Source organism: Microbacterium sp. CSI-V, from assembly GCF_001984105.1.
Classification (GTDB): Bacteria; Actinomycetota; Actinomycetes; order Actinomycetales; family Microbacteriaceae; genus Microbacterium.
This window is the reverse complement of sequence record NZ_MTQM01000009.1, coordinates 685,852-706,275: the sequence shown is the minus strand read 5'-3', so window position 1 is coordinate 706,275 and position 20,424 is coordinate 685,852. Positions and strand designations below refer to the sequence as shown.

21 protein-coding genes are annotated in these 20,424 nt (G+C 70.1%); 12 read left to right on the top strand and 9 right to left on the bottom strand.

All coding sequences use genetic code 11. The features are described 5' to 3' along the window. Positions 1 to 11: 11 nt before the first annotated feature. Positions 12 to 1,919, bottom strand: a complete 1,908-nt coding sequence (locus CSIV_RS14150) for an amylosucrase (RefSeq protein ID WP_083735224.1) — start codon at positions 1,917 to 1,919, stop codon at positions 12 to 14. An 85-nt stretch (positions 1,920 to 2,004) separates the two neighbouring features. Between CSIV_RS14150 and CSIV_RS14145 the strand changes: the two genes are divergently transcribed. After that, the gene (locus CSIV_RS14145) at positions 2,005 to 2,949 is read left to right on the top strand and encodes a DMT family transporter (protein ID WP_077052002.1); all 945 of its coding nucleotides are present in this window, start codon (positions 2,005 to 2,007) and stop codon (positions 2,947 to 2,949) included. Between the two features lie 21 nt (positions 2,950 to 2,970). On the opposite strand, the gene CSIV_RS14140 is transcribed toward CSIV_RS14145, so the two are convergent. Together CSIV_RS14140 and msrB are read right to left on the bottom strand one after the other, a co-directional pair. Continuing rightward, positions 2,971 to 3,540 (bottom strand): nitroreductase family protein, encoded by a 570-nt coding sequence (locus CSIV_RS14140; RefSeq protein WP_077052001.1) that lies wholly within the window; start codon positions 3,538 to 3,540, stop codon positions 2,971 to 2,973. After that, a complete protein-coding gene (gene msrB / locus CSIV_RS14135; RefSeq protein ID WP_077052000.1) occupies positions 3,537 to 3,944 on the bottom strand; it encodes a peptide-methionine (R)-S-oxide reductase MsrB in 408 nt (135 codons plus the stop codon). The genes CSIV_RS14140 and msrB overlap by 4 nt, the downstream gene beginning before the upstream one ends. A 72-nt stretch (positions 3,945 to 4,016) precedes the next feature. Here msrB and CSIV_RS14130 point away from each other — a divergent pair, with 72 nt between their 5' ends. The 5 genes from CSIV_RS14130 to groL all read left to right on the top strand — a co-directional run bounded on the left by CSIV_RS14130 (position 4,017) and on the right by groL (position 8,024). Beyond that, on the top strand, positions 4,017 to 5,009 hold the full coding sequence (locus tag CSIV_RS14130; RefSeq protein WP_077051999.1) for a DUF2332 domain-containing protein: 993 nt from the start codon (positions 4,017 to 4,019) through the stop codon (positions 5,007 to 5,009). 9 nt (positions 5,010 to 5,018) lie between these two features. Then, positions 5,019 to 5,273, top strand: coding sequence for a DUF3263 domain-containing protein (locus CSIV_RS14125; RefSeq protein WP_077051998.1), 255 nt, complete (start codon positions 5,019 to 5,021; stop codon positions 5,271 to 5,273). Between the two features lie 35 nt (positions 5,274 to 5,308). Further along, positions 5,309 to 5,890, top strand: a complete 582-nt coding sequence (locus tag CSIV_RS14120; protein WP_077051997.1) for a LytR C-terminal domain-containing protein — start codon at positions 5,309 to 5,311, stop codon at positions 5,888 to 5,890. Between the two features lie 134 nt (positions 5,891 to 6,024). Continuing rightward, positions 6,025 to 6,228: a cold-shock protein gene (locus tag CSIV_RS14115; RefSeq protein WP_022877418.1), complete on the top strand. Its 204-nt coding sequence runs from the start codon at positions 6,025 to 6,027 to the stop codon at positions 6,226 to 6,228. Positions 6,229 to 6,404: 176 nt separating this feature from the next. Further along, entirely contained in the window at positions 6,405 to 8,024 is a 1,620-nt protein-coding gene (gene groL / locus CSIV_RS14110) for a chaperonin GroEL (RefSeq protein WP_077051996.1), read from the top strand. 256 nt (positions 8,025 to 8,280) lie between these two features. Here the strand turns inward: groL and CSIV_RS14105 are convergent, their stop codons facing one another. The 5 genes from CSIV_RS14105 to CSIV_RS14085 form a co-directional block, all read right to left on the bottom strand. Next, entirely contained in the window at positions 8,281 to 9,993 is a 1,713-nt protein-coding gene (locus tag CSIV_RS14105; RefSeq protein WP_238592387.1) for a sensor histidine kinase, read from the bottom strand. An 88-nt stretch (positions 9,994 to 10,081) separates the two neighbouring features. Then, positions 10,082 to 10,774 (bottom strand): response regulator transcription factor, encoded by a 693-nt coding sequence (locus CSIV_RS14100; RefSeq protein WP_077051994.1) that lies wholly within the window; start codon positions 10,772 to 10,774, stop codon positions 10,082 to 10,084. A 69-nt stretch (positions 10,775 to 10,843) separates the two neighbouring features. Beyond that, positions 10,844 to 12,493 carry a DNA repair helicase XPB gene (locus CSIV_RS14095; RefSeq protein ID WP_077051993.1) on the bottom strand — a complete coding sequence of 550 codons (1,650 nt, stop codon included), beginning with the start codon at positions 12,491 to 12,493 and terminating at the stop codon, positions 10,844 to 10,846. Between the two features lie 47 nt (positions 12,494 to 12,540). Continuing rightward, entirely contained in the window at positions 12,541 to 14,262 is a 1,722-nt protein-coding gene (locus tag CSIV_RS14090) for a helicase-associated domain-containing protein (protein WP_077051992.1), read from the bottom strand. A 1-nt stretch (position 14,263) separates the two neighbouring features. Beyond that, the gene (locus tag CSIV_RS14085) at positions 14,264 to 14,533 is read right to left on the bottom strand and encodes a multidrug ABC transporter ATPase (protein WP_077051991.1); all 270 of its coding nucleotides are present in this window, start codon (positions 14,531 to 14,533) and stop codon (positions 14,264 to 14,266) included. 107 nt (positions 14,534 to 14,640) lie between these two features. On the opposite strand from CSIV_RS14085, the gene CSIV_RS14080 reads away from it, so the two are divergent. After that, positions 14,641 to 15,024, top strand: coding sequence for a cold-shock protein (locus CSIV_RS14080; protein ID WP_077051990.1), 384 nt, complete (start codon positions 14,641 to 14,643; stop codon positions 15,022 to 15,024). After that, entirely contained in the window at positions 15,008 to 15,658 is a 651-nt protein-coding gene (locus CSIV_RS14075) for a DUF3027 domain-containing protein (RefSeq protein ID WP_077051989.1), read from the top strand. Before CSIV_RS14080 ends, CSIV_RS14075 begins: the two co-directional genes overlap by 17 nt. Before the next feature lie 164 nt (positions 15,659 to 15,822). Here the strand turns inward: CSIV_RS14075 and serC are convergent, their stop codons facing one another. Next, on the bottom strand, positions 15,823 to 16,944 hold the full coding sequence (gene serC, locus CSIV_RS14070; protein ID WP_077051988.1) for a phosphoserine transaminase: 1,122 nt from the start codon (positions 16,942 to 16,944) through the stop codon (positions 15,823 to 15,825). A gap of 96 nt (positions 16,945 to 17,040) precedes the next feature. Between serC and CSIV_RS14065 the strand changes: the two genes are divergently transcribed. The 4 genes from CSIV_RS14065 (at position 17,041) to CSIV_RS14050 (ending at position 20,343) form a co-directional block, all read left to right on the top strand. Next, positions 17,041 to 17,739 (top strand): metal-dependent transcriptional regulator, encoded by a 699-nt coding sequence (locus CSIV_RS14065; RefSeq protein WP_077051987.1) that lies wholly within the window; start codon positions 17,041 to 17,043, stop codon positions 17,737 to 17,739. 238 nt (positions 17,740 to 17,977) lie between these two features. Next, entirely contained in the window at positions 17,978 to 18,889 is a 912-nt protein-coding gene (locus tag CSIV_RS14060; protein ID WP_077051986.1) for a M23 family metallopeptidase, read from the top strand. Positions 18,890 to 19,230: 341 nt separating this feature from the next. Then, entirely contained in the window at positions 19,231 to 19,728 is a 498-nt protein-coding gene (locus CSIV_RS14055) for an HNH endonuclease (RefSeq protein WP_077051985.1), read from the top strand. Between the two features lie 57 nt (positions 19,729 to 19,785). Beyond that, positions 19,786 to 20,343: a cysteine hydrolase family protein gene (locus CSIV_RS14050; protein WP_077051984.1), complete on the top strand. Its 558-nt coding sequence runs from the start codon at positions 19,786 to 19,788 to the stop codon at positions 20,341 to 20,343. Positions 20,344 to 20,424 lie beyond the last annotated feature (81 nt).

Below are 20,424 nucleotides of genomic sequence, written 5' to 3'. Positions count from 1 at the left end.
GGAATCGCTCGTCAGCGCAGCCCCACCCGCAACCACAGCACCCCGTGGGCCGGCACGGTCAGCCCGCCGGCGAGCGGGATGGGCCGGTCGGCGAGGAGGTCGATGGCATCCGGCTCCAGGCCCGAGAGGGTCAGCGCGTCGATCTCGACGGCGTGGTCGGCGACGTTCGCGAGCACGAGCACGGCGGTGCCGGCACCACCGGGGCGAAGGAACGCCACGACCGAGTCGACGTGCGCGTCGAACGCGATGAGCTCGTTGCCGGCGAGTTCGGGCGTCGACCGGCGCACGTCGATGAGCCGCGTGAGCCGCGAGAACACGCGGCCGGCGGGGGTCGTGGCATCCGTCCGGTCGGCGTAGTTCTGTTCGGGGCGGTGCGGGCGGTGCACCCACCGGCTGTCTCCGGCCTCGGCGCGGTTGCGGCGATAGGAGTAGTCGTTGAGCTGCGCGACCTCGTCACCGAGGTAGAGCAGCGGAACGCCCCCGGTGGACAGCGCCAGCGCGTGCGCGAGGATCACCCGGTCCTCGCCGCCCGCATCTCCGGCCTCGATCCCCGCGAGAGACGCAGTGGTTCCGGTGATGCGCGCGTCGCCGGTGCGCGGGTTCTCCTGGAACGGAACCCCGCGCGAGAACGACCCCTCCACGCGTCCCACGTAGAAGTCGTTGAGGAAGCGCCGGTGCGAATACCCCTGGATGCCGAACTCTTCCGCATCCTCGTCGGCGAACGTCCAACCGATGTCGTCGTGGCTGCGCACGTAGTTCACCCACGCGGTGCCCTCGGGCAGGGCGTGTCGGCGTTCGAGGGCCTGCTGCAAGAGGCGTCCGTCGCGGGTGGCGAGAGCCTCCCAGGTCAGCGCCATCTGCAGCGGGTTATACGACAGTTGGCACTCGTCGGGGGAGATGTACGAGACGACTTCGTCGGGGTGGACGATCGCCTCCGACTTGAACAGCAGGCTCGGTGCGGCCATCCGCAGCACCGCGTTGAACGCCTGCAGCAGGAGGTGCGCCTCGGGCAGCGACTCGCACGTCGTGCCCAGCCGTTTCCAGATGAAGGCCACGGCATCCATCCGCAGGATCTCCACGCCCTGATTCGCGAGGAACAGCATCTCGCCGGCCATGGCCTCGAACACCGCGGGATTGGCGTAGTTGAGGTCCCACTGGAAGTGGTAGAACGTCGCCCAGATCCACCGGCCGTCCGGCAGTTGCACGAAGGAGCCGGCGTGGTCGTCGGGGAAGATCTCGCGCGTCGTCTGTTCATAGGCGTCGGGCATCTCGCGGTCGGGGTAGATGAGGTAGAAGTCCTCGTAGCCCGCCTCCCCGGCCACGGCCTTCCTCGCCCACTCGTGCTCGTCGCTGGTGTGATTGAAGATGAAGTCCACGACGAGCGAGATACCGGCGTGGCGCAGTTCCGCGGCCAGCTCGGCGAGCTCCTCCATCGTGCCGAGGGTCGGGTTCACCCGGCGGTAGCTCGACACCGCGTAGCCCCCGTCGCTGTTGCCCTCGGGGCTTTCGAACAGCGGCATGAGGTGCAGGTAGGTGAGCCCCAGCTCGCGGAAGTACGGGATGGACTCACGGATGCCGCGGAGCCCACCGGCGTACCGGTCGACGTAGCAGACCCCACCGAGCATCCGCTCGCTCTCGAACCAGTCCGGGGCGCTCGCCCGCTCGCGATCGACGTCTCTGAGTCCCGCGGGGCGCTCTGCCCAGGACCTGCGGGCGAGGTCGATGACCGAGGCGAGACGCTCGAGACCGTCGGGGCGGTCGCCGTATAGGCGTCGGAACAGGTCGTGCAGCCGGGGGAGGTGCAGCTCGACATTCGCGAGGAACTCGCGGTCCGCGCGCGCAGCGGTCAGCTGGGACAGGATTGCGGCGACGTCATCGGGGCCGGCGGTGAGGTGAGGCACGCGGAAAGCCTCGCGCATCCGGGCCGTCCGGTCCACACCGGCGCGCGGGCACGTACGATCGACGACGGCCCGCGACGCGAGCGGTGCCCAGGGAAGAGGATGCATGTCGGCACGACGATCACCGGGGATCGCCGTCATCGGAGCCGTCCTGATCGGCGCTCTTACGGCCGTGCAGGCCCGCGTCAACGGATCGCTCGGCGCCGAGATCGGCGACGGCGTGCTGGCGGGCGGGATCTCGTTCGGATCGGGACTGGTCGTGGTGCTCCTGATCGCTGCGGCACTCCCCGCGGGGCGCGCGGGGCTGGCGCGTCTGGTCGCGGGCGTCCGCGAACGCTCGGTCCCCACCTGGATGCTGTGGGGCGGGGCGGCGGGGGCGTTCACCGTCGCGTGCCAGGGCCTCGCGGTCGCGACCATCGGCGTCGCCCTGTTCACCGTGGGATTCGTCGCCGGCCAGACCACCGGCGGGCTCCTGCTCGACCGCATCGGACACGGCCCGGCGGGAGTGGTTCCGGTGACCGTCCGCCGGATCGTCGGGGCCGTGTTGGCGCTCGCCGGAGTCGGCGTCTCGCTGACGGGCGACGGGGTGGGCGGCATCCCGGTCTGGATGCTGATCGTTCCGGTGGTCGCCGGCGCCGGCGTCGCGTGGCAGCAGGGGACGAACGGTCGTCTGCGCCTGCGCGTGCAGAGCCCCCTTGCGGCGACGGTCGTGAACTTCGCCGGCGGAACGGCGGTGCTCATCGTCGCGGGGCTCGTCCACATCGCGATCGTCGGGGCGCCCCGCGCCCTTCCCGCCGATCCGTGGCTGTACCTGGGGGGAACGGTCGGGGTGGTCTACATCTTCTTGTCGTCGGTGATCGTGCAGCGCACGGGTGTCCTGTTGCTCGGACTCGGATCCGTCGTCGGCCTGCTCACGACCTCGGTCGTCCTGGATGCCGTCTGGCCCGCGCCGGCGGCACCGGCGACGCCGATCGCCGTGCTCGCCGCGTCCGTGGCGATCGTCGGTGTCGTCGTGGCGGCGCTGCCGTGGCGCCGTCGGCGCCCCCGCTGAGGCCGCCGCCACGACGACGGGTCAGAGGCGCGCCTCGTCGACCTTTCGACGCTTCTTGCCTCCCGGCATCCGCGACAGGTGCATCGCGGCATCCACGGTCTTGCGCCGGGTCGGCCGGGAACGCACCGGCTTGCCACCGACGTACAGCCAGCCGAGCAGGACTTCGCCCTTCGCCAGGCCGTGGGCCTTGGCGAGCACCTTGCTGCGGGTGTTGTCGTCGGTGCGCCAGAACACGCCGAACCCGGCCTCGTCGAGAGCGAGACTCAGCATGTGGGCGACGCCGGAGGCGACGGCCTCCTGCTCCCACGCGGGGATCTTCTTCGAGCTGAGATCGGCCACCACGGCGATGATGAGCGGTGCGCGACGCGGCTTCGAGGACAGGCCCTTCTTGCCGTCCGCTCGATTCAGGGCGCGCGCGAGCACGTCGCGGTCGGCTCCGCGGATCTCGATGAGCCGCCACGGCCGCAGCGACTTGTGGTCGGCCACGCGACCGGCCGCCGCAACGAACGCCTCGAGCTCGGGTCCGGTGGGAGCGAGATCGGTGACCTTCGACCACGACCGGCGGTCGCGCATCGCCTCGAGCGCGCTCATGCCTCGTCGACGGGGGTGAAGTTCAGCGACAGCGAGTTCATGCAGTAGCGGTCGCCGGTGGGCGTCCCGAACCCGTCGGGGAAGACGTGGCCTAGGTGCGAGCCGCAGTTCGCGCAGCGCACCTCGGTGCGCTGCATGCCGTGGCTGTTGTCCTCGATCAGCTCGACGGCCTCGGGGCGCACCGACTCGTAGAAGCTCGGCCACCCGCAGTGCGAGTCGAATTTCGTGCCGCTCTGGAACAGCTCGGCGCCGCACGCGGCGCACGCGTAGAGGCCGGCGCGGCTCTCGTCGAGCAGCTCGCCCGTCCAGGCGCGTTCGGTGCCGGCCTGGCGCAGGACCGCGTACTGTTCGGGCGTCAGCTCGGCCCGCCACTGGTCGTCGGACTTTTCGACGGCGTAGGTCATGGGTGGTCTCCTTCGTCCCCTCCATTGTCTCGTGTCCCGGACCGGTGATGCCCGTGGCGGGATAATCGCGGGGTGGACCAGGATGCCGTGACCGCCGTCGTCGACCGCTACGGGCGGTTCGCCCGCGACGAAGCGCGCGGCCGCTCCCGCGTGTACCAGGACTGGGCGCGACGGGTGGAGATCGATCCGGATGTCGCGGAGGTGCTGGCGCGGATTCCGGACACGCATCGCCAGCCGCCCCTCGTCTTCGCGGTCATGCGTCTGCTCGGCGCGCCGATGGAGGCGGGGGATCGATGGGCCGCGTGGGTCGTCGCGCACGCCGACGCGATCGTCGACGAGTGCACTCGGCGGACCCTCCAGACGAACGAACCGCTGCGATGCGCCGCGCTGCTGCCGGCGCTGTCGATCATCGAGGGGCCGATCGCGCTGATCGAGATCGGCGCCAGCGCGGGACTGTGCCTGTACCCCGACCGGTACTCGTACCGCTTCCGCGCCTCGGGCGGCGCCGTGGAAAGCCTCGACCCGTCGGACGGACCGAGCCCGGTGGTGCTGGAGTCCGAGATCGAGGGCGACCCTCCGCTACGCCTCCCCGAGGTCGTGTGGCGGGCGGGGATCGACCTCGAGCCGCTCGACGCGCGGGACGTGCGCGATCGCGCCTGGCTCACCGGGCTGGTGTGGCCGGGGGAGGAGGGCCGCCGCGAACGGATCACCGCGGCCCTCGACATCGCCGCAGGCGATCCGCCCCTCCTCGTCGAGGGCGACGGGGCCGCAGCGCTCCCGGCGCTCGCGGCGCTCGCCCCGCGCGATGCGACCCTGGTCGTCACGACGCCCGGTGTCCTCGCGCACGTGCCGCGGCGTCACCGCGGAGACGTCATCGCGGCCGCGCGTGCCGCGGGGCGGTGGGTCACCCTGGATGCCGCGGGCCTCCACGATGCGTGGAACGAGACGCCCCACCTCCGTCCGGGGGGCTTCGCGCTCGCGCTGGACGGGGAGGTCCTCGCCAGCGTCGACCCGCTCGGGGCTTGGGTGGCGTGGCATCCGGGATCCGCCTTCCGCGCGCAGTAGCGTGAGGTCGTGCCTCTCTCCGACCGTGACCGCGCGTTCCTCGCGTTCGAAGGTGAGTGGCGTCGCCACGGCGGCGCGAAGGAGGAGGCGATCCGCGCGGAGTTCGACCTCGCGCCCGCCCGGTACTACCAGCTGCTCGGGCGTCTGCTCGACGACCCCGAGGCGCTGGCGCACGACCCGATGCTGGTGCGGCGCCTCCGCCGCCGCCGGGACGAGGCCGCCGAGCAGCACCGGACGCGCCTCGGGCGCACGGCGTCACGCTGATCGGACGCTGGGGAACCGACCGGTAACATCGTCCAATGCCCAGATCGACCTTCCCGCGGGATCGCTTCGACGACCTTCCGGACGGTGACGGCCGCGTCGGCGCCCACCGGGCGGAGCGCCCCCGCTCGCGCGGGTGGCTTGTCTTCCTCTGGGCCGCGCTGGCGACGATCGTCCTCATCGTCGTCGGGATCTTCGGGGTGCTCGTGGCATCCGGGCGGATCTCGTTGTCCTCCGATCCCGAGCCGACGCCGACCGTGGCCGAGACCACTCCGCCGGCCATCGACACCTCCTACTCGGTGGTCGTCCTCAACGGCACCGCCGACGAGGGCCTCGCGGGCAACCTCCGGGATCAGATCGTGGCCCTCGGGTGGTCGGGCGACGCCGTCCAGACGGGCGACTCCGACACGACCGACTTCGCCACGACGACCGTGTACTACAAGAGTCCGGCGGACGAGCAGGCCGCGCTCGGCCTCGCCGCGGCGATCGGAGGCGCGGAGGTCGCGCAGAGCGACTTCCTCCAACCCACCGACGACCCGAACACCGCCGACGACGAAAGCGCCGAGAAGCGTCTGGTCGTGGTGATCGGTCTCGACAGGGCGACCCAGCCCACCCCCTGAGTCCTCGCGGCCGTCCGGTGTTTCCGCGGCGTAAAAAGTTGGATGCCGCCGTGTCAACAATGGCCTCCCGGGCCGGAATCACGCGGCTCCCCGTGCTTACGATGACCACGTCGTTCAGCAACAGGAGAGTTCGCATGGCCCAGGGCACCGTCAAATGGTTCAACGCCGAGAAGGGTTACGGTTTCATCACCGTGACGGACGGCCAGGACGTCTTCGTCCACTACTCGAACATCGAGATGTCCGGCTTCCGAGTCCTCGAGGAAGGACAGGCCGTCGAGTTCACCGTCGGGTCCGGTCAGAAGGGCCCGCAGGCCGAGTCGGTCCGCCTCATCGCCTGACCGCCTCTCGCTTTCCCGCACGCCGCGGTCCCCGTTCACGGGGGCCGCGGCGTCGTCGTGTCCGGGGGTGTCGTGTGGCTTGCACTCACCAGGGGCGAGTGCCAGAATGAATTAGCACTCGCTTTCGTCGAGTGCCAAAAACTGGAAGTCACCCGTCCGGGAGGGACGACAAACTTATGGCAAAGATCATCGCTTTCGACGAAGAGGCCCGTCGCGGTCTCGAGCGCGGCCTCAACACCCTGGCCGACGCCGTCAAGGTGACCCTGGGCCCCCGCGGTCGCAACGTCGTGCTCGAGAAGAAGTGGGGCGCCCCCACGATCACGAACGACGGTGTCTCGATCGCCAAGGAGATCGAGCTCGACGACCCGTACGAGAAGATCGGCGCCGAGCTGGTCAAGGAGGTCGCCAAGAAGACCGACGACGTCGCCGGTGACGGAACCACCACCGCGACCGTCCTCGCTCAGGCGCTCGTGCGCGAGGGTCTGCGCAACGTCGCGGCCGGCGCCGACCCCATCTCGCTCAAGAAGGGCATCGAGAAGGCCGTCAAGGCCGTGACCGACGAGCTCCTCGCTTCGGCCAAGGAGGTCGAGTCGAAGGAGCAGATCGCCGCGACCGCCTCCATCTCGGCCGCTGACCCCGCGATCGGCGAGCTCATCGCCGAGGCGATCGACAAGGTCGGCAAGGAGGGTGTGGTCACCGTCGAGGAGTCCAACACCTTCGGCACCGAGCTCGAGCTCACCGAGGGCATGCGCTTCGACAAGGGGTACATCAACCCCTACTTCGTCACCGACCCCGAGCGCCAGGAAGCGGTCTTCGAAGACCCCTACATCCTGATCGCGAACCAGAAGATCTCGAACATCAAGGACCTTCTGCCCATCGTCGACAAGGTGATCCAGGAGGGCAAGGAACTCCTCATCATCGCCGAGGACGTCGAGGGCGAGGCTCTCGCGACGCTCGTGCTCAACAAGATCCGCGGCATCTTCAAGTCGGTGGCCGTCAAGGCGCCCGGCTTCGGCGACCGTCGCAAGGCGCAGCTGCAGGACATCGCGATCCTCACCGGCGGCCAGGTCATCACTGAAGAGGTGGGCCTCAAGCTCGAGAACGCGACCGTCGACCTGCTCGGCCGTGCGCGCAAGGTCATCATCACCAAGGACGAGACGACCATCGTCGAGGGTGCCGGTGACTCCGCGCTGATCGAGGGTCGTGTGACCCAGATCCGCCGCGAGATCGAGAACACCGACAGCGACTACGACCGCGAGAAGCTCCAGGAGCGCCTCGCCAAGCTCGCCGGTGGCGTCGCCGTCATCAAGGCCGGTGCCGCGACCGAGGTCGAGCTCAAGGAGCGCAAGCACCGCATCGAGGACGCCGTGCGCAACGCCAAGGCCGCCGTGGAAGAGGGTGTCGTCGCCGGTGGTGGCGTCGCGCTCATCCAGGCCGGCAAGACGGCTCTGGCGAACCTCGAGCTCGTCGGTGACGAGGCCACGGGTGCGAACATCGTCCGCGTCGCCATCGAGGCTCCGCTCAAGCAGATCGCCCTCAACGCCGGCCTCGAGCCCGGCGTCGTGGCCAACAAGGTCTCCGAGCTCCCCGTGGGCCACGGCCTCAACGCCGCGACCGGTGAGTACGGTGACCTGTTCGCGCAGGGCATCATCGACCCCGCCAAGGTGACGCGCTCCGCGCTGCAGAACGCCGCGTCGATCGCCGGTCTCTTCCTCACCACCGAGGCCGTCGTCGCCGACAAGCCCGAGAAGGTCGCCGCTCCCGCGGGCGACCCGACCGGCGGCATGGACTTCTGATCCACGCCTGAGCGCTGAAAGAACGCCCCCTCCTTCGGGAGGGGGCGCTCTTTCGTCGGGGCGCGAGCCACGAGGCCTCGCCTCCTTGGCTCTGCCGCGGGCGGTTTCGGTCGATGTTGACTTGGCGCGGACGTACGCGTGGGTCGGGCCGGCGCGGGCGTTCGCCCGAACTCAGCGCAGCGCGGCGCGGGCCGGCACGGCGCGGGCCAGCGCAGCACCGCGCAGCCGTCACCGCCCGGCGGAGCGCGCGGCGGGGCTACTCGTCGGCGATCTCGGGCCGGAGGGCCTCGGGGAGCCGCTCGAGCGGCTGCGTCGTGATGAGAGCGTGCTCGCTGGCATCCCGACGCTCTGCGAGCGGGAGCGACACCCGGAAGGTCGCGCCACCGCCGGGGGTGTCGGCCACCTCGACCTTCCCGTGCAGCAGGTCGACGATGGATGCCACGATCGACAGGCCGAGTCCGGAGCCGCCGGTTTCGCGGGTGCGTGAGGTGTCGGCGCGCCAGAAGCGCTGGAAGATCTGCTCGCGGATCTGCTCAGGCACACCTTCGCCGTGGTCGATGACCTCGATCCACCCCATGTCGGTCTCGGCATCCACCCCCACGCGCAAGCCGATGGGGGAGTCGTCCGGAGTGAACCGGCGGGCATTGCCGAGGAGGTTGGCGACGACCTGGCGGACGCGGTTCTCGTCGCCGAGGACGATCGGCGCCAGGCTCGCCACCCGCCGCGGCGGCGTGGTCGCGTCGACCGGGCCCTTCGGTGCCGCCTCGGTCTCCGCGGTGTCGCCGGCGTCGCGTCGACGCCGGAGTCGGGAGAGCGTCGCACCGGCGATCGCCATCGCCGAGGTGGTGGGCGCCGTCCGGCGTCGGCCGGGCGTCGCCGCGCCGTCCTCGGCGGGGAGTTCGGGATCGAGCGTCATGACGGGCAGGACGATGGCGGCGCGGCTGGTCGTGTCGTCGACGGTGACCTCGCGCTGCGGGGAGGTCACGCGCAGGTCGAGCGCGGCATCGCGGGCGATGGGACGCAGATCGAGGGTAGTGATCGCCACATCGCGTCGCTCGTCCAGGCGCGCGAGCGCGAGGAGGTCTTCGACGAGGGCACCCATGCGGATGGCTTCCTTCTCGATGCGCTCCATGGCCTGGGCCACGTCCTCATCGGATCGGATCGCCCCCATCCGGTACAGCTCGGCGTACCCGCGCATCGTCACGAGCGGAGTGCGCAGTTCGTGGCTCGCGTCGCCGATGAACCGGCGCATCTGCCGGACCGTGGCATCCCGCTGATTCAGGGCGCCGTCGATGCGCCCGAGCATCGCGTTGATCGCCGCCTTGAGCCGGCCCACCTCGGTGTCGGGGACGATGTCCGTCAGACGCTGACTGAAGTCGCCCGCGGCGATGTCCATGGCCGTCGTCTCGACCTGGCCGAGGCTGCGGAAGGTCAGCGTCACCAGGGCACGCGTCAACAGTGCGCTCGCGATCAGGATCAGCAGCGCCACGAAACCGTAGATGCCGACGTACGCCGCCACGATCCGGTCGGTCGGCGCCAGCGGCTGGATGACCATCTGGGTGTAAAAGCTGTTGTTGCCCGGTACCTGCAGCAGACCCACCCGCGCGATGAAGTGCTGCCCGGAGACCGGGTCGTCGAGGTCGATGCGACGGTCGACCTGGCTGTAGGTCTGCTCGACCGAGAAGGTCTCGGGCAACTGCGGCACGGTCTTCATCGCCGTGCCGTTGTAGAACGCCACGCGCTGCCCGTCGGGACCGTAGACAACGACCATCGAGCCGATCTGCGGGGCGTTGTCGACCTGCGTGAAGGTGAGCTGGCCTTCGACGTCATCGGTGACGAAGATGCTGTTGGCGATGTTGCCCGCCGCCTGCTGGCCCAGCTGTTCGTCGAGGTTGTTGATGAGCGTCGTACGCAGGAACACGAGCGTGCCGATGCCGGCGGCGACGAGCCCGACGGCCAGCAGCGTCACCGTGACGCCGGTGACCTTCGTGCGAAGGCTCAGCCGGCGCCACCAGTGCGTCAGTGCATCGTCGGAGTTCTCCAGGATCGCGCTCCGCTCAGGCGGTCTTGCCGGACTTCAGCATGTAGCCGAATCCGCGCTTGGTCTGGATGAGCGGCTCGGAGGAGTGCGGGTCGATCTTGCGGCGCAGGTAGGAGATGTAGCTCTCGACGATGCCCGCGTCGCCGTTGAAGTCGTACTCCCAGACGTGGTCGAGGATCTGCGCCTTGGAGAGCACGCGATTCGGGTTCAGCATCAGGTAGCGGAGGAGCTTGAACTCGGTGGGGCTGAGGTCGATCGAGACGTCGCCGACGTTGACGTCGTGCGTGTCCTGATCCATGGTCAGCTCACCCGTGCGGATCACCGACTCCTCGTCCGCCTGCATCGTGCGGCGGAGGATCGCCTGGATGCGGGCCACGATCTCATCCAGGCTGAACGGCTTGGTGACGTAGTCGTCGCCGCCGGCGTTCAAGCCGGTGATCTTGTCCTCGGTCTCGTCCTTGGCGGTCAGGAAGAGGATGGGGGCGGTGTAACCGGCCCCCCGCAGGCGCTTGGTGACGCTGAACCCGTTCATGTCGGGCAGCATCACGTCGAGCACGATGAGGTCGGGTTCCTCCTCGAGTACCGCGGAGATGGTCTGCGCGCCGTTGGCGACGGCGCGGACCTGGAATCCGGCGAAACGCAGGCTCGTGATGAGCAGGTCGCGGATGTTGGGTTCGTCGTCGACGACGAGGATGCGCGGTGCTGTCATGCGCCCATTATCGTGACTCCACCCAAGGAACCGCTGGATATCGCGAGAAACGCCGAGTCCTGGTAGTGCTCAGGCGGCCTCGGCGACGATCCCCTCGGCATCCAGGATCGTGTAGGCGTAGCCCTGCTCGGCGAGGAAACGCTGACGGTTCTGCGCGAAGTCCTGGTCGACGGTGTCGCGGGCGATGAGCGTGTAGAAGCTCGCGGTGTGGCCCGACTGCTTCGGCCGGAGCAGACGGCCGAGGCGCTGCGCCTCCTCCTGGCGCGACCCGAACGAGCCCGACACCTGCACGGCGACGGAGGCCTCGGGGAGGTCGACCGAGAAGTTCGCGACCTTCGACACCACGAGCAGCGAGATCTCGCCCTCGCGGAAGGCCTGGAACAGCTCCTCGCGTTCGGAGACCGGCGTGGCGCCCGTGATCTTCGGCGCATCGAGCGCTTCCGAGAGCTCGTCGATCTGGTCGAGGTACTGTCCGATCACGAGGACGCGTTCGCCCGGATGCCGATCGACGAGGCGCCGGACGACGTCGATCTTGGCCGGTGCGGTCGCCGCGAGGCGGTACCGATCCTCGTCGGCGGCGGCGGCGTACTCGAGCCGCTCGTCGGCGGGCAGGTCGATGCGCACCTCGTAGCAGGCCGCGGGGGAGATGAAGCCCTGGGCCTCGATCTCCTTCCACGGCGCGTCGAACCGCTTGGGGCCGATGAGGCTGAAGACGTCGCCCTCGCGTCCGTCCTCGCGCACGAGGGTTGCGGTGAGTCCGAGACGGCGGCGGGCCTGCAGATCGGCGGTGAGCTTGAACACCGGCGCGGGAAGGAGGTGCACCTCGTCGTAGAGGACGAGCCCCCAGTCGAGCGCGTCGAGGAGGGCCAGGTGGGCGTACTTCCCGCCGCGCTTCGCCGTCAGGATCTGGTAGGTCGCGATCGTGACCGGCTTGATCTCCTTGGACTGGCCGGAGTACTCGCCGATCTCCTCGGGGGTCAGGCTCGTGCGCCGGAGGAGCTCGTCGCGCCACTGGCGCGCGCTGACCGTGTTGGTCACGAGGATGAGGGTCGTCGTCCGCGTCTCGGCCATCGCGCCAGCGCCGACGAGGGTCTTCCCCGCGCCGCAGGGGAGCACCACGACTCCGGAGCCGCCCTCCGAGAACGACTCCACCGCCTGCCGCTGGTACGGACGCAGCTTCCAGCCGTCCTCGGCCAGGTCGATCGGGTGGGGCGTCCCGGGCGTGTACCCCGCGAGGTCTTCGGCCGGCCAGCCGATCTTCAGCAGCTCCTGCTTGATGTGGCCGCGCGCCCACGCGTCGACCGTGTAGCTGTCGGGAGTCGGGTGGCCGATGAGCAGCGGAGAGATCCGCTTGTTGCGCGAGACCTCGCTGAGCACCGCGGGGTCGGTGGAACGCAGCACGAGCGCCCCGTCCTCGTCGCGCTCGATCACCAGACGTCCGTACCGGCCCACCGTCTCGCGGATGTCGGTGCTCACGGACGCCGGGACCGGGAACCGCGACCACCGGTCCAGCGTCTGCAGCATCGCATCGGCGTCGTGTCCGGCCGCACGCGCGTTCCACAACCCGAGCCGCGTGATGCGGTACGTGTGGATGTGCTCCGGAGCGCGTTCGAGTTCTGCGAAGACCGCGAGCTCGTGCCGCGCGGTCTCCGCATCGGGGTGCGCGACCTCCAGGAGCACCGTGCGGTCGCTCTGGACGATGAGGGGACCGTCAGCCATAGCGTTCGATTCTACCGGTGCGTCGGGAGCGGGTCGCCGGTCGACGCTCAGGAGGCCGGGCTGATCGAGTCGATGTGCGACAGCGGCAGAGTGCGTTCGACGTCTGCGGCGCGATCCCGCCCGCGCAAGCGCCCGCCGCCGAGTCCCGTGGCCTCGAGTCGGAACACGCGCGCGGATCCGTCCGGCAGCCGCACGGTGACGTCGATCACGGCGCGAGCGCGCACCGCCTGATCGAGTTCGCGCTCGAGCCACGCGGCATCCGAGTCCTCGCCGCCGGCCCGCAGGCGCGCGATGAGCGGACCGTAGAGCTCGGAGGGCTCGTCGGGTGTCGCGGCCGCGGCCAGCTTCGCCCGCTCGACCGCCCGTGGGCGCCCGTCCGCGTCGACGGCGACTGTCGGATAGCGGGCGTCGCTCAGGGCCCAGAACACGACGTCGGCCGCGACGTGCGTGATGAGCTCGTCGTCCGAGCGACTGAGCGCCACCGAACGCAGCGACGTGTCGACCTCCATCGCGCGCAACAGGGTCTCGTCGTCCGTGCGGACAGTGGTGAGACCGGATGCCGTGTCCGCACTCACGCGGACCCTCCCGTGCTCCGCGGAGGTGCGTTCGATGACGTAGGCGAGCGGCTGCGGCAGCCCGGTGAGCGAGATCCCGGTGAGGAAGTCGCGGAGGCTGTCGGCCGTCTCTCCGGCGGTGATGGCCGCGCCGATCGTCGCCGCGCTGAATCGGTAGCTCGACGCCTGCGCGCGCGACTCGCGCGCCGCCATCCCGCGCAGCCGGACATCGAGGTGCGGGGCGAGCGGCCCCGGCGCGATCGCGGTCAGGTCGTTCTGCAGGTAGACCTTGTCGACCTCCGGCGGGAGCAGGTCGCGCAGGACCGAGGTGTCGACGTCGGCGCCCTCGGCCAGACCCCGACCCCAGGGGGGAACCGCGCCGCGGGCGTCGAGGAGACCCCATGCCCGCAGGCGGTGCGTCCATCGCGCGGCGCGCTCGGTTCCGGCGGGGTCGAAAGGGGTGGCTCCGGCCCAGGTGGGCTGCGGCATCCATCCGCCCGAGGGTGCGCGGTAGGCCCGGGGCAGCGTGTCGCGCAACGTGCGGGCGGTCGATGCCCACCGCTCGAGCGTGGGCAGACGCAGCCACGCGCGCCCTGCCGAGGTCACGAGCCAGGCGCGGCCGTTCGTGCCCAGCAACCCCGTGCGGGCGGCCAGGCCCACCAGCAGATCGGCTTCCTCCCCCGAAGGGGCGGCTCCGGCATCGACGAGCCGCCGGCGTTCGCTCGCGCCGAGCGACCCCGACCCGATCCGTCCGAGGGGGGACTCCAGCGTGAGCAGAAGGACATCGGCCAGCGCCGCGGCGTTGGTGAAGGCCGACTCGGCGGCGGCTGCGTCGTCCGAGGCCTCGGCGACGGCATCCGAGGATGCCGCGGGCAACCCGTCGGGAGCCGCGTCCTTCACGGCGGTCGCGACCGCGGCGTAGGCGCGGCCGTCGTCGTCGACGAGGGCGCGATGGTGGAGCGCGCGACCGACGGGGCCGATTGCCGGGATGCCGTCGTCCACCGCGGCGACGAGCGCTTCGGCTTCCACGCGCGCGAGCAACGGCAGCGCGCGGGCGATCGAGGCGGGGTCGAGCAGCGCGTCGGCGGCGTCGAACATGTCGCGCCACGTCGCGGAGGTCGACACGTGGCGATCGGAGAGGAGGCGGGCGAGGACCTCTTCGTCGAACGCGCTCAGCGAGACCGCCAGCGCACGTTGGTCGGAGGTCTCGGCCACGTCAGCGTCCCTTGTTGGCGCGTGCCCTTCGCACGAAGCTCATGATGAGCACGGCCATCATCATGAGAAAGGCGATCGGGAGGGCGATCAGGGGCAGGACCACGACGGTGGGCCAGATGCCCTCGCCGAAGTTCGTCACGCCGGCGGGTCGCGCGAGGATGACGGTGAAGAAGCACACGATCGACAGGATCCCGAGACCGAGGGACATGAAGGCCAGGATCCGGTCGATACGACGGATCGGGACGTCGCCGTCGGGGGTGCGCGTGCTCATCGTCGTCAGCCTACTGCCTGGCGGCCGTGCCGTAGGCTGGGGGGCCGGGATCCGATCGGGTCCCGTGTTCCGCCGCGCTCTTCGCGCACATATCCAGCGAGGTGTCCATGCCCACCGGCAAGGTCAGGTTCTACGACGACGAGAAGGGCTTCGGCTTCATCACCACCGATGACGGCCAGGACGTGTTCCTGCACGCCACCGCCCTGCCCGCCGGGACCCCCGGGCCGAAGGCCGGCACGCGACTGGAGTTCGGCGTCGCCGACGGCAAGCGCGGCCTCCAGGCCCTCTCCGTGCGCGTGGTCGAGGCTCCCGTCAGCATGGCGAAGCGGTCGCGCAAGCCCGCTGACGACATGGCGATCATCGTCGAAGACCTCGTGAAGCTCCTCGACGGCATCGGGGGCGACCTCCGTCGCGGGCGCTACCCCAGCGGGGCGCACGCCAAGAAGATCGCCGCGGTCCTGCGCAAGGTCGCCGATGACTTCGAAGCCTGAGCCCGTCGCCGACGAACGGCTCCTCCACGCGCACGACCTGGCGCTGGCCGCGCTCCACGAGATCACTCCGGCCGAGACCGTCGGACCGGCCGCCGGTCACGTCGTGGAGGCCGACGACGTCGTCTCGCTGCGGTTCCACACGCGTCTCGCCGGGTATCCGGGGTGGTACTGGACGGTGACCGTCGCGCTGGTCGAGGACTCGGAGCCGACCGTGCTCGAGGCCGAACTGCTGCCCGGGGACGGCGCGCTGCTGGCTCCCGACTGGGTGCCGTGGGCCCAGCGCCTGGCTGAATACCAGGCCGCCCAGGCCGCGGCGGCCGCCGCCGGTGACGAGTCCGACGACGAGCTGGCCGACGACCTCGACGACGACGACGATCTCGACGACGATGACGACGCCGATGATGAGACCGACGACGATGACGACGAGCCGAAGGCGCGCCTGCACGCGGGAGACCTCGACGGCGTCGACATCGACGAGCTGGACGAGTCGGCCGGCGCTTCGGACGACGCCGACGAAGACGACGACGCCGAGGATTACGACGATCCCGACGGGGACGACGACTCCAAGGACGACGACGCCGAGGATGACGACGATCCCGACGGGGACGACGACGAGCGCGAGCGCAGCTACTGAGTCGACCGGCCGTCCGGGGAGTCCCACACGGGTTCCTCGGATGGCGGGGGCTCCGACGAGGGTGCCTCGGTGCTGTTGCGCGCGCCTCTGACCGCGCCTCGTTGCTCCCGGAAACGGCGGAAGCCGCCCCGCGCCGATCGGGACGGCTTCCGGTCGAGAGGGGCTCAGGCCGAGGGCAGGTGCTCGATCGTGTAGTCGATCGCGCCGATGAGGCGGCGCACGTCGTCGGGCTCGATGGAGACGAACGTGGCGATGCGCAGCTGGTTGCGGCCGAGCTTGCGGTACGGCTCGGTGTCGACGATCCCGTTGGCGCGCAGGCTCTTCGCGATCGCGGCGGCATCGATCGACTCGTCGAAGTCGATGGTCACGACGACGGGGGAGCGGTCGGCGGGGTCGGCGACGAACGGGGTCGCGACCTCGCTCGCCTCGGCCCACGCGTACAGCGCGGACGAGGACTCCTGCGTGCGGGCGCCGGCCCACGACAGACCGCCGTTGTCGAGGATCCAGCCGAGCTGCTCGTCGAGGAGCAGGAGGGTCGCGAGCGCCGGCGTATTGAGCGTCTGCTGCAGTCGCGAGTTGTCGACCGCGTTCTTCAGGCTCAGGAACTCCGGGATGTAGCGACCGGATGCTGCGATGCGCTCGATGCGCTCGATCGCCGCCGGTGAGACTGCGGCGTACCAGAGACCGCCGTCCGAACCGAGGTTCTTCTGCGGGGCGAAGTAGTAGACGTCGGCCTGCGTCACGTCGAAGTCGATGCCGCCCGCCGCACTGGTGGCGTCGATGACCGTGAGGGCTCCGGCATCCCCGTGCACACGCGTCACGGGAGCGGCGACGCCGGTGGAGGTCTCGTTGTGCGGCCAGGCGTAGACGTCGACGCCCTCGACGGCTTCCGCGCCGGCCCGGGTGCCGGGCTCGGCGCGACGCACGTCGGGCGCCTGCAGCCACGGAGCGGCAGCGGCGGCGGCGAACTTGCCGCCGAACTCGCCCGAGACCAGGTTTTGGCTGCGGTTCTCGATGAGTCCGAAGGCGGCGGCATCCCAGAATGCGGTCGACCCGCCGTTGCCCAGGATGATCTCGTACCCCTCGGGCAGGCGGAACAGCTCGGCGAGTCGTTCGCGCGTGCTGCCGACGAGGTTCTTGACGGGTGCCTGGCGGTGCGAGGTCCCGAGGATCGTCGCCCCGCGGGTGACGAGCGCCTCGAGCTGCGCACCGCGCACCTTCGAGGGGCCGCATCCGAAGCGGCCGTCGGCGGGCAGGAGGTCGGTGGGAAGGTCCACGTGCGGCATGCGTCGATTCTAGGGCGGGGGTCCGTCGCGTCCGGCGCGTGTGTCGGAGGGGGTCGGTAGGCTGGGAGGACCGCTACGAGGCCCGAGGACTCCTGAATGACCGATCTCATCGACACCACCGAGATGTACCTGCGCACGATCCTCGAGCTCGAGGAAGAGAACATCGTTCCGCTGCGCGCGCGCATCTCCGAGCGGCTCGGCCACTCCGGTCCGACGGTTTCGCAGACCGTGGGGCGCATGGAGCGCGACGGCCTGGTCGTCGTTTCCGAAGACCGCCGGCTCGAGCTCACGGGCGACGGGCGGCAGAAGGCCGTCGACGTCATGCGCAAGCACCGTCTCGCCGAGCGCCTCCTGAGCGATGTCATCGGCCTGGACTGGGCCTACGTGCACGACGAGGCCTGCCGCTGGGAGCACGTCATGAGCGAGCAGGTCGAGCGTCGGCTCGTCGAGCTGCTCGGTCACCCCACCGAGTCCCCGTACGGCAACCCCATCCCGGGCCTCGACCAGCTGGGCGACGTGGCCGGGGCGACCTTCGAAGAAGGCGTCGTGGGCCTCGTGCGGAAGCTGACGGATGCCGGGGAGCCCATTTCCGGTACGGTCCGGCGTCTGGCCGAGCCGGCGCAGGTCGATCCCGAACTGCTCCAGCAGCTCAAGGCCGCGGGAGTCCTCCCCGGGGCGCGTGGCCACTACCGCTTCAACGAGGGGTACGTGCTCGTCGAGATGGACGGCGTCGACGAGGGGCTCGAGCTTCCCGTCGAGGTCGCGTCGCACATCTTCCTCGTCGACGAAGCCTGATCGCGTCGACGCGGGAGATCGTCGTATCCCGGACATCGCCTGTACACCCCGTCGCTAGGCGTGACAGTTTCGTTATCTTCGGGTAGCCTCTGAGAGTCCACAGGCGAGAAGCCCGCCGTCGGACCCCTCGCGGTTTGCCTCCCCGGCTCGTCGTCCGCAGAGGGTGAAGCCCGCACATCGTGCCCCCAATCGAGTGCTGACGAGCCAGCGTGTACCACGCAGAGGCGCCGGAGGAAATTTGGCTGAACACACCGATCCCGTTGCGGACCTGCCCGAGGTCCCGGCGACGGGTCAGACTCGAAAGAGCGCGCGCGCCGCGGTCGCCCGACCCGCTCGCCGCCCCCAGCGGACACCCGCCGTGGCCTCCTCGGCCGTCGCCCGTCCCGCTCCCGCTCCCCGCTCCTCGTCGTTCCGACGCGGCGCGAAGCCGCTGCGCAGCGCGGTGATCCTCTCGATGGTCGCGGGTCTCGTCGCGACCGTCGCGATCCCCGCGTACGCCGCGTCGCTCCCCGCGGCCGAGACCGTGACGCTGCAGGAGATGTCGGCCCCCGACAACCAGTCGCTCGTCGTCGCGTCGAACGCGAACGCCGAGACGCTGGACCGCAGCAGCTACTCCGCCACCACGGCCGAAGAGATCCAGAAGAAGAAGGATCAGGAGGCCGCCGCAGCGGCTGCCGCCGAACGCGCCCGGCAGCTGGCCGCGAGTGCGAACGTCGCCGTCTCCTCGGTCAACCTCAACATGACCGCGCCCGGTTCGGGCGAGGTCCGGTGGCCGATCACCAACTACATCCTCGGTCGCGGCCTGTGGGATTCCGGATACCACCAGGGCGTCGACCTGCTCGCTCCCCAGGGGCAGCCGATCTTCGCCGCCGCCGCGGGCGTCGTGAGCGTCTCGTCCGAGAGCTACGGCGGATACGGCGTCGGCATCGTGATCGAGCACGTCATCAACGGCCAGAAGGTCTCCACGACCTACGGGCACATGACATACGGCAGCCGGCAGGTCCAGGCGGGCCAGACCGTCGCCGCGGGCCAGCTCATCGGCCTCGTCGGCTCGACGGGCAGCTCGACGGCCAACCACCTCCACTTCGAGGTGCACATCAACGGCTCCGTGGTCGACCCGTACGCCTGGCTGCAGCAGAACGCGGGCTGAACACCGAAGTCCTCAGACGGCGTGCCGGAGACGATCGTTCTCCGACACGCCGTCTGTCGTTTCCCCGTGGAGCGGACCCCGGGCGTGTCGCGGTGGGTTAGCCTATTCGCGACGTCGGGAGAACCGAAGGGAACGCTGATGGACACCATGCCTCGCATCCGCACCATGGATGCGCTCGGGCTGCTCGTCCTTCGGCATCGTGTGAGCGGATGCCGCGGCCTCACCGCGGCTTTCGAGGCGCTGTCTGCATAGACAGCGCCTTTTTTCATGCCCCTGCGCCTCTTCCACCGTCGAGAGTCGAACATCCGAGAAGCCGTCTCGGCCATTCGAGAGGAAACGGAATGCGCACACTGGTGCTGAACGCGGGCTACGAGCCGCTCGCCGTCGTGTCGTTCAAGCGGGCCCTCGTGCTCGTGATGAACGAGAAGGCCACCGTCGTCGAACGCGTGGACGGTGATCCCGTCTGGGCGGCGGCGGGGACGTACGATCGCCCCGCGGTGATCATCCTCACGCGCTACGTGCGCGTTCCGGGCGCCCGTCGCGTTCCGGTGACCCGGCGGGGGGTGCTGCGTCGCGATGCGCACCGCTGCGGCTACTGCGGGAAGGCCGCGTCGACCATCGACCACGTGCTTCCCCGCTCGCGCGGGGGGAAGGACACGTGGGAGAACCTCGTGGCCTGCTGCCTGCGGTGCAACAACATCAAGGGCGACCGCACGCCCCAGGAGATGATGTGGGAGCTGCGTCTGATTCCGGGGCCCCCTCACGGGTCGTCCTGGACGGTGCGCGGAGTCGACAAGTCCGACCCCCGATGGGAGCCGTACCTGGCGCTGGCGGCATAGGCGTCACCTCTGCCCCGAGGCGGTGCGCGGCATCCCGGTCGGTGGTGTGATGGAGGCATGACTCGTGCTCTCCTCGTGATCGACATGCAGCGTGGCTTCGACGACCTCGATTTCTGGGGGCCGACCGCCAATCCGGACTGCGAGGCCAACGTCGGTGCCCTCGTGGAGCGCTGGGTGGCCGACGGGGAGCCCGTCGTCGTCGTGCGCCACGACTCGCGGTCGGAGGGATCTCCGCTGCATCCGGCGTCGCCGGGGAACGCCCTGGTCGACGTCGTCGCGGCTGTCGAGCCGGCTCTGTTCCTCACGAAGAACGTCAACTCCGCGTTCTACGGCGACCCCGATCTGCACGCGTGGCTGGGGGAGCGCGGCATCCGGGAGATCGTCATCTGCGGTATCCAGACGAACATGTGCGTGGAGACGACGGCGCGGATGGCGGGCAATCTCCGATACGACGTGACCGTCGCGCTGGATGCCACCCGCACCTTCGATCTGTCGGCCGAGGTCGCGGGGCTCGGGGTCGTGACGCGCTCCGCGGCCGAGCTGATGGCCGCGACCGGGCTGGTGCTGCAGCAGGGCGGATTCGCCCGGATCGCGCGGACCGCCGATCTGATCTGAGCCGCCCGCGGCGATGTCGGAGGGTGATCGTATCTTCGAACCACAGGGATTGAGAGTGTAGAACACATGTTCTAACCTGTG

Excerpts from the sequence above, each read along its gene's own strand:
- CSIV_RS14050 (WP_077051984.1), top strand. The coding sequence starts at position 19,786 with ATGACTCGTGCTCTCCTCGTGATCGACATGCAGCGTGGCTTCGACGAC.
- CSIV_RS14055 (WP_077051985.1), top strand. The coding sequence starts at position 19,231 with ATGCGCACACTGGTGCTGAACGCGGGCTACGAGCCGCTCGCCGTCGTG.
- CSIV_RS14080 (WP_077051990.1), top strand. The coding sequence starts at position 14,641 with ATGCCCACCGGCAAGGTCAGGTTCTACGACGACGAGAAGGGCTTCGGC.
- CSIV_RS14120 (WP_077051997.1), top strand. The coding sequence starts at position 5,309 with ATGCCCAGATCGACCTTCCCGCGGGATCGCTTCGACGACCTTCCGGAC.
- CSIV_RS14095 (WP_077051993.1), bottom strand. The coding sequence starts at position 12,493 with ATGGCTGACGGTCCCCTCATCGTCCAGAGCGACCGCACGGTGCTCCTG.
- serC (WP_077051988.1), bottom strand. The coding sequence starts at position 16,944 with ATGCCGCACGTGGACCTTCCCACCGACCTCCTGCCCGCCGACGGCCGC.
- CSIV_RS14145 (WP_077052002.1), top strand. The coding sequence starts at position 2,005 with ATGTCGGCACGACGATCACCGGGGATCGCCGTCATCGGAGCCGTCCTG.
- groL (WP_077051996.1), top strand. The coding sequence starts at position 6,405 with ATGGCAAAGATCATCGCTTTCGACGAAGAGGCCCGTCGCGGTCTCGAG.
- CSIV_RS14140 (WP_077052001.1), bottom strand. The coding sequence starts at position 3,540 with ATGAGCGCGCTCGAGGCGATGCGCGACCGCCGGTCGTGGTCGAAGGTC.
- CSIV_RS14150 (WP_083735224.1), bottom strand. The coding sequence starts at position 1,919 with ATGCGCGAGGCTTTCCGCGTGCCTCACCTCACCGCCGGCCCCGATGAC.
- CSIV_RS14100 (WP_077051994.1), bottom strand. The coding sequence starts at position 10,774 with ATGACAGCACCGCGCATCCTCGTCGTCGACGACGAACCCAACATCCGC.
- CSIV_RS14075 (WP_077051989.1), top strand. The coding sequence starts at position 15,008 with ATGACTTCGAAGCCTGAGCCCGTCGCCGACGAACGGCTCCTCCACGCG.
- CSIV_RS14065 (WP_077051987.1), top strand. The coding sequence starts at position 17,041 with ATGACCGATCTCATCGACACCACCGAGATGTACCTGCGCACGATCCTC.
- CSIV_RS14085 (WP_077051991.1), bottom strand. The coding sequence starts at position 14,533 with ATGAGCACGCGCACCCCCGACGGCGACGTCCCGATCCGTCGTATCGAC.
- msrB (WP_077052000.1), bottom strand. The coding sequence starts at position 3,944 with ATGACCTACGCCGTCGAAAAGTCCGACGACCAGTGGCGGGCCGAGCTG.
- CSIV_RS14115 (WP_022877418.1), top strand. The coding sequence starts at position 6,025 with ATGGCCCAGGGCACCGTCAAATGGTTCAACGCCGAGAAGGGTTACGGT.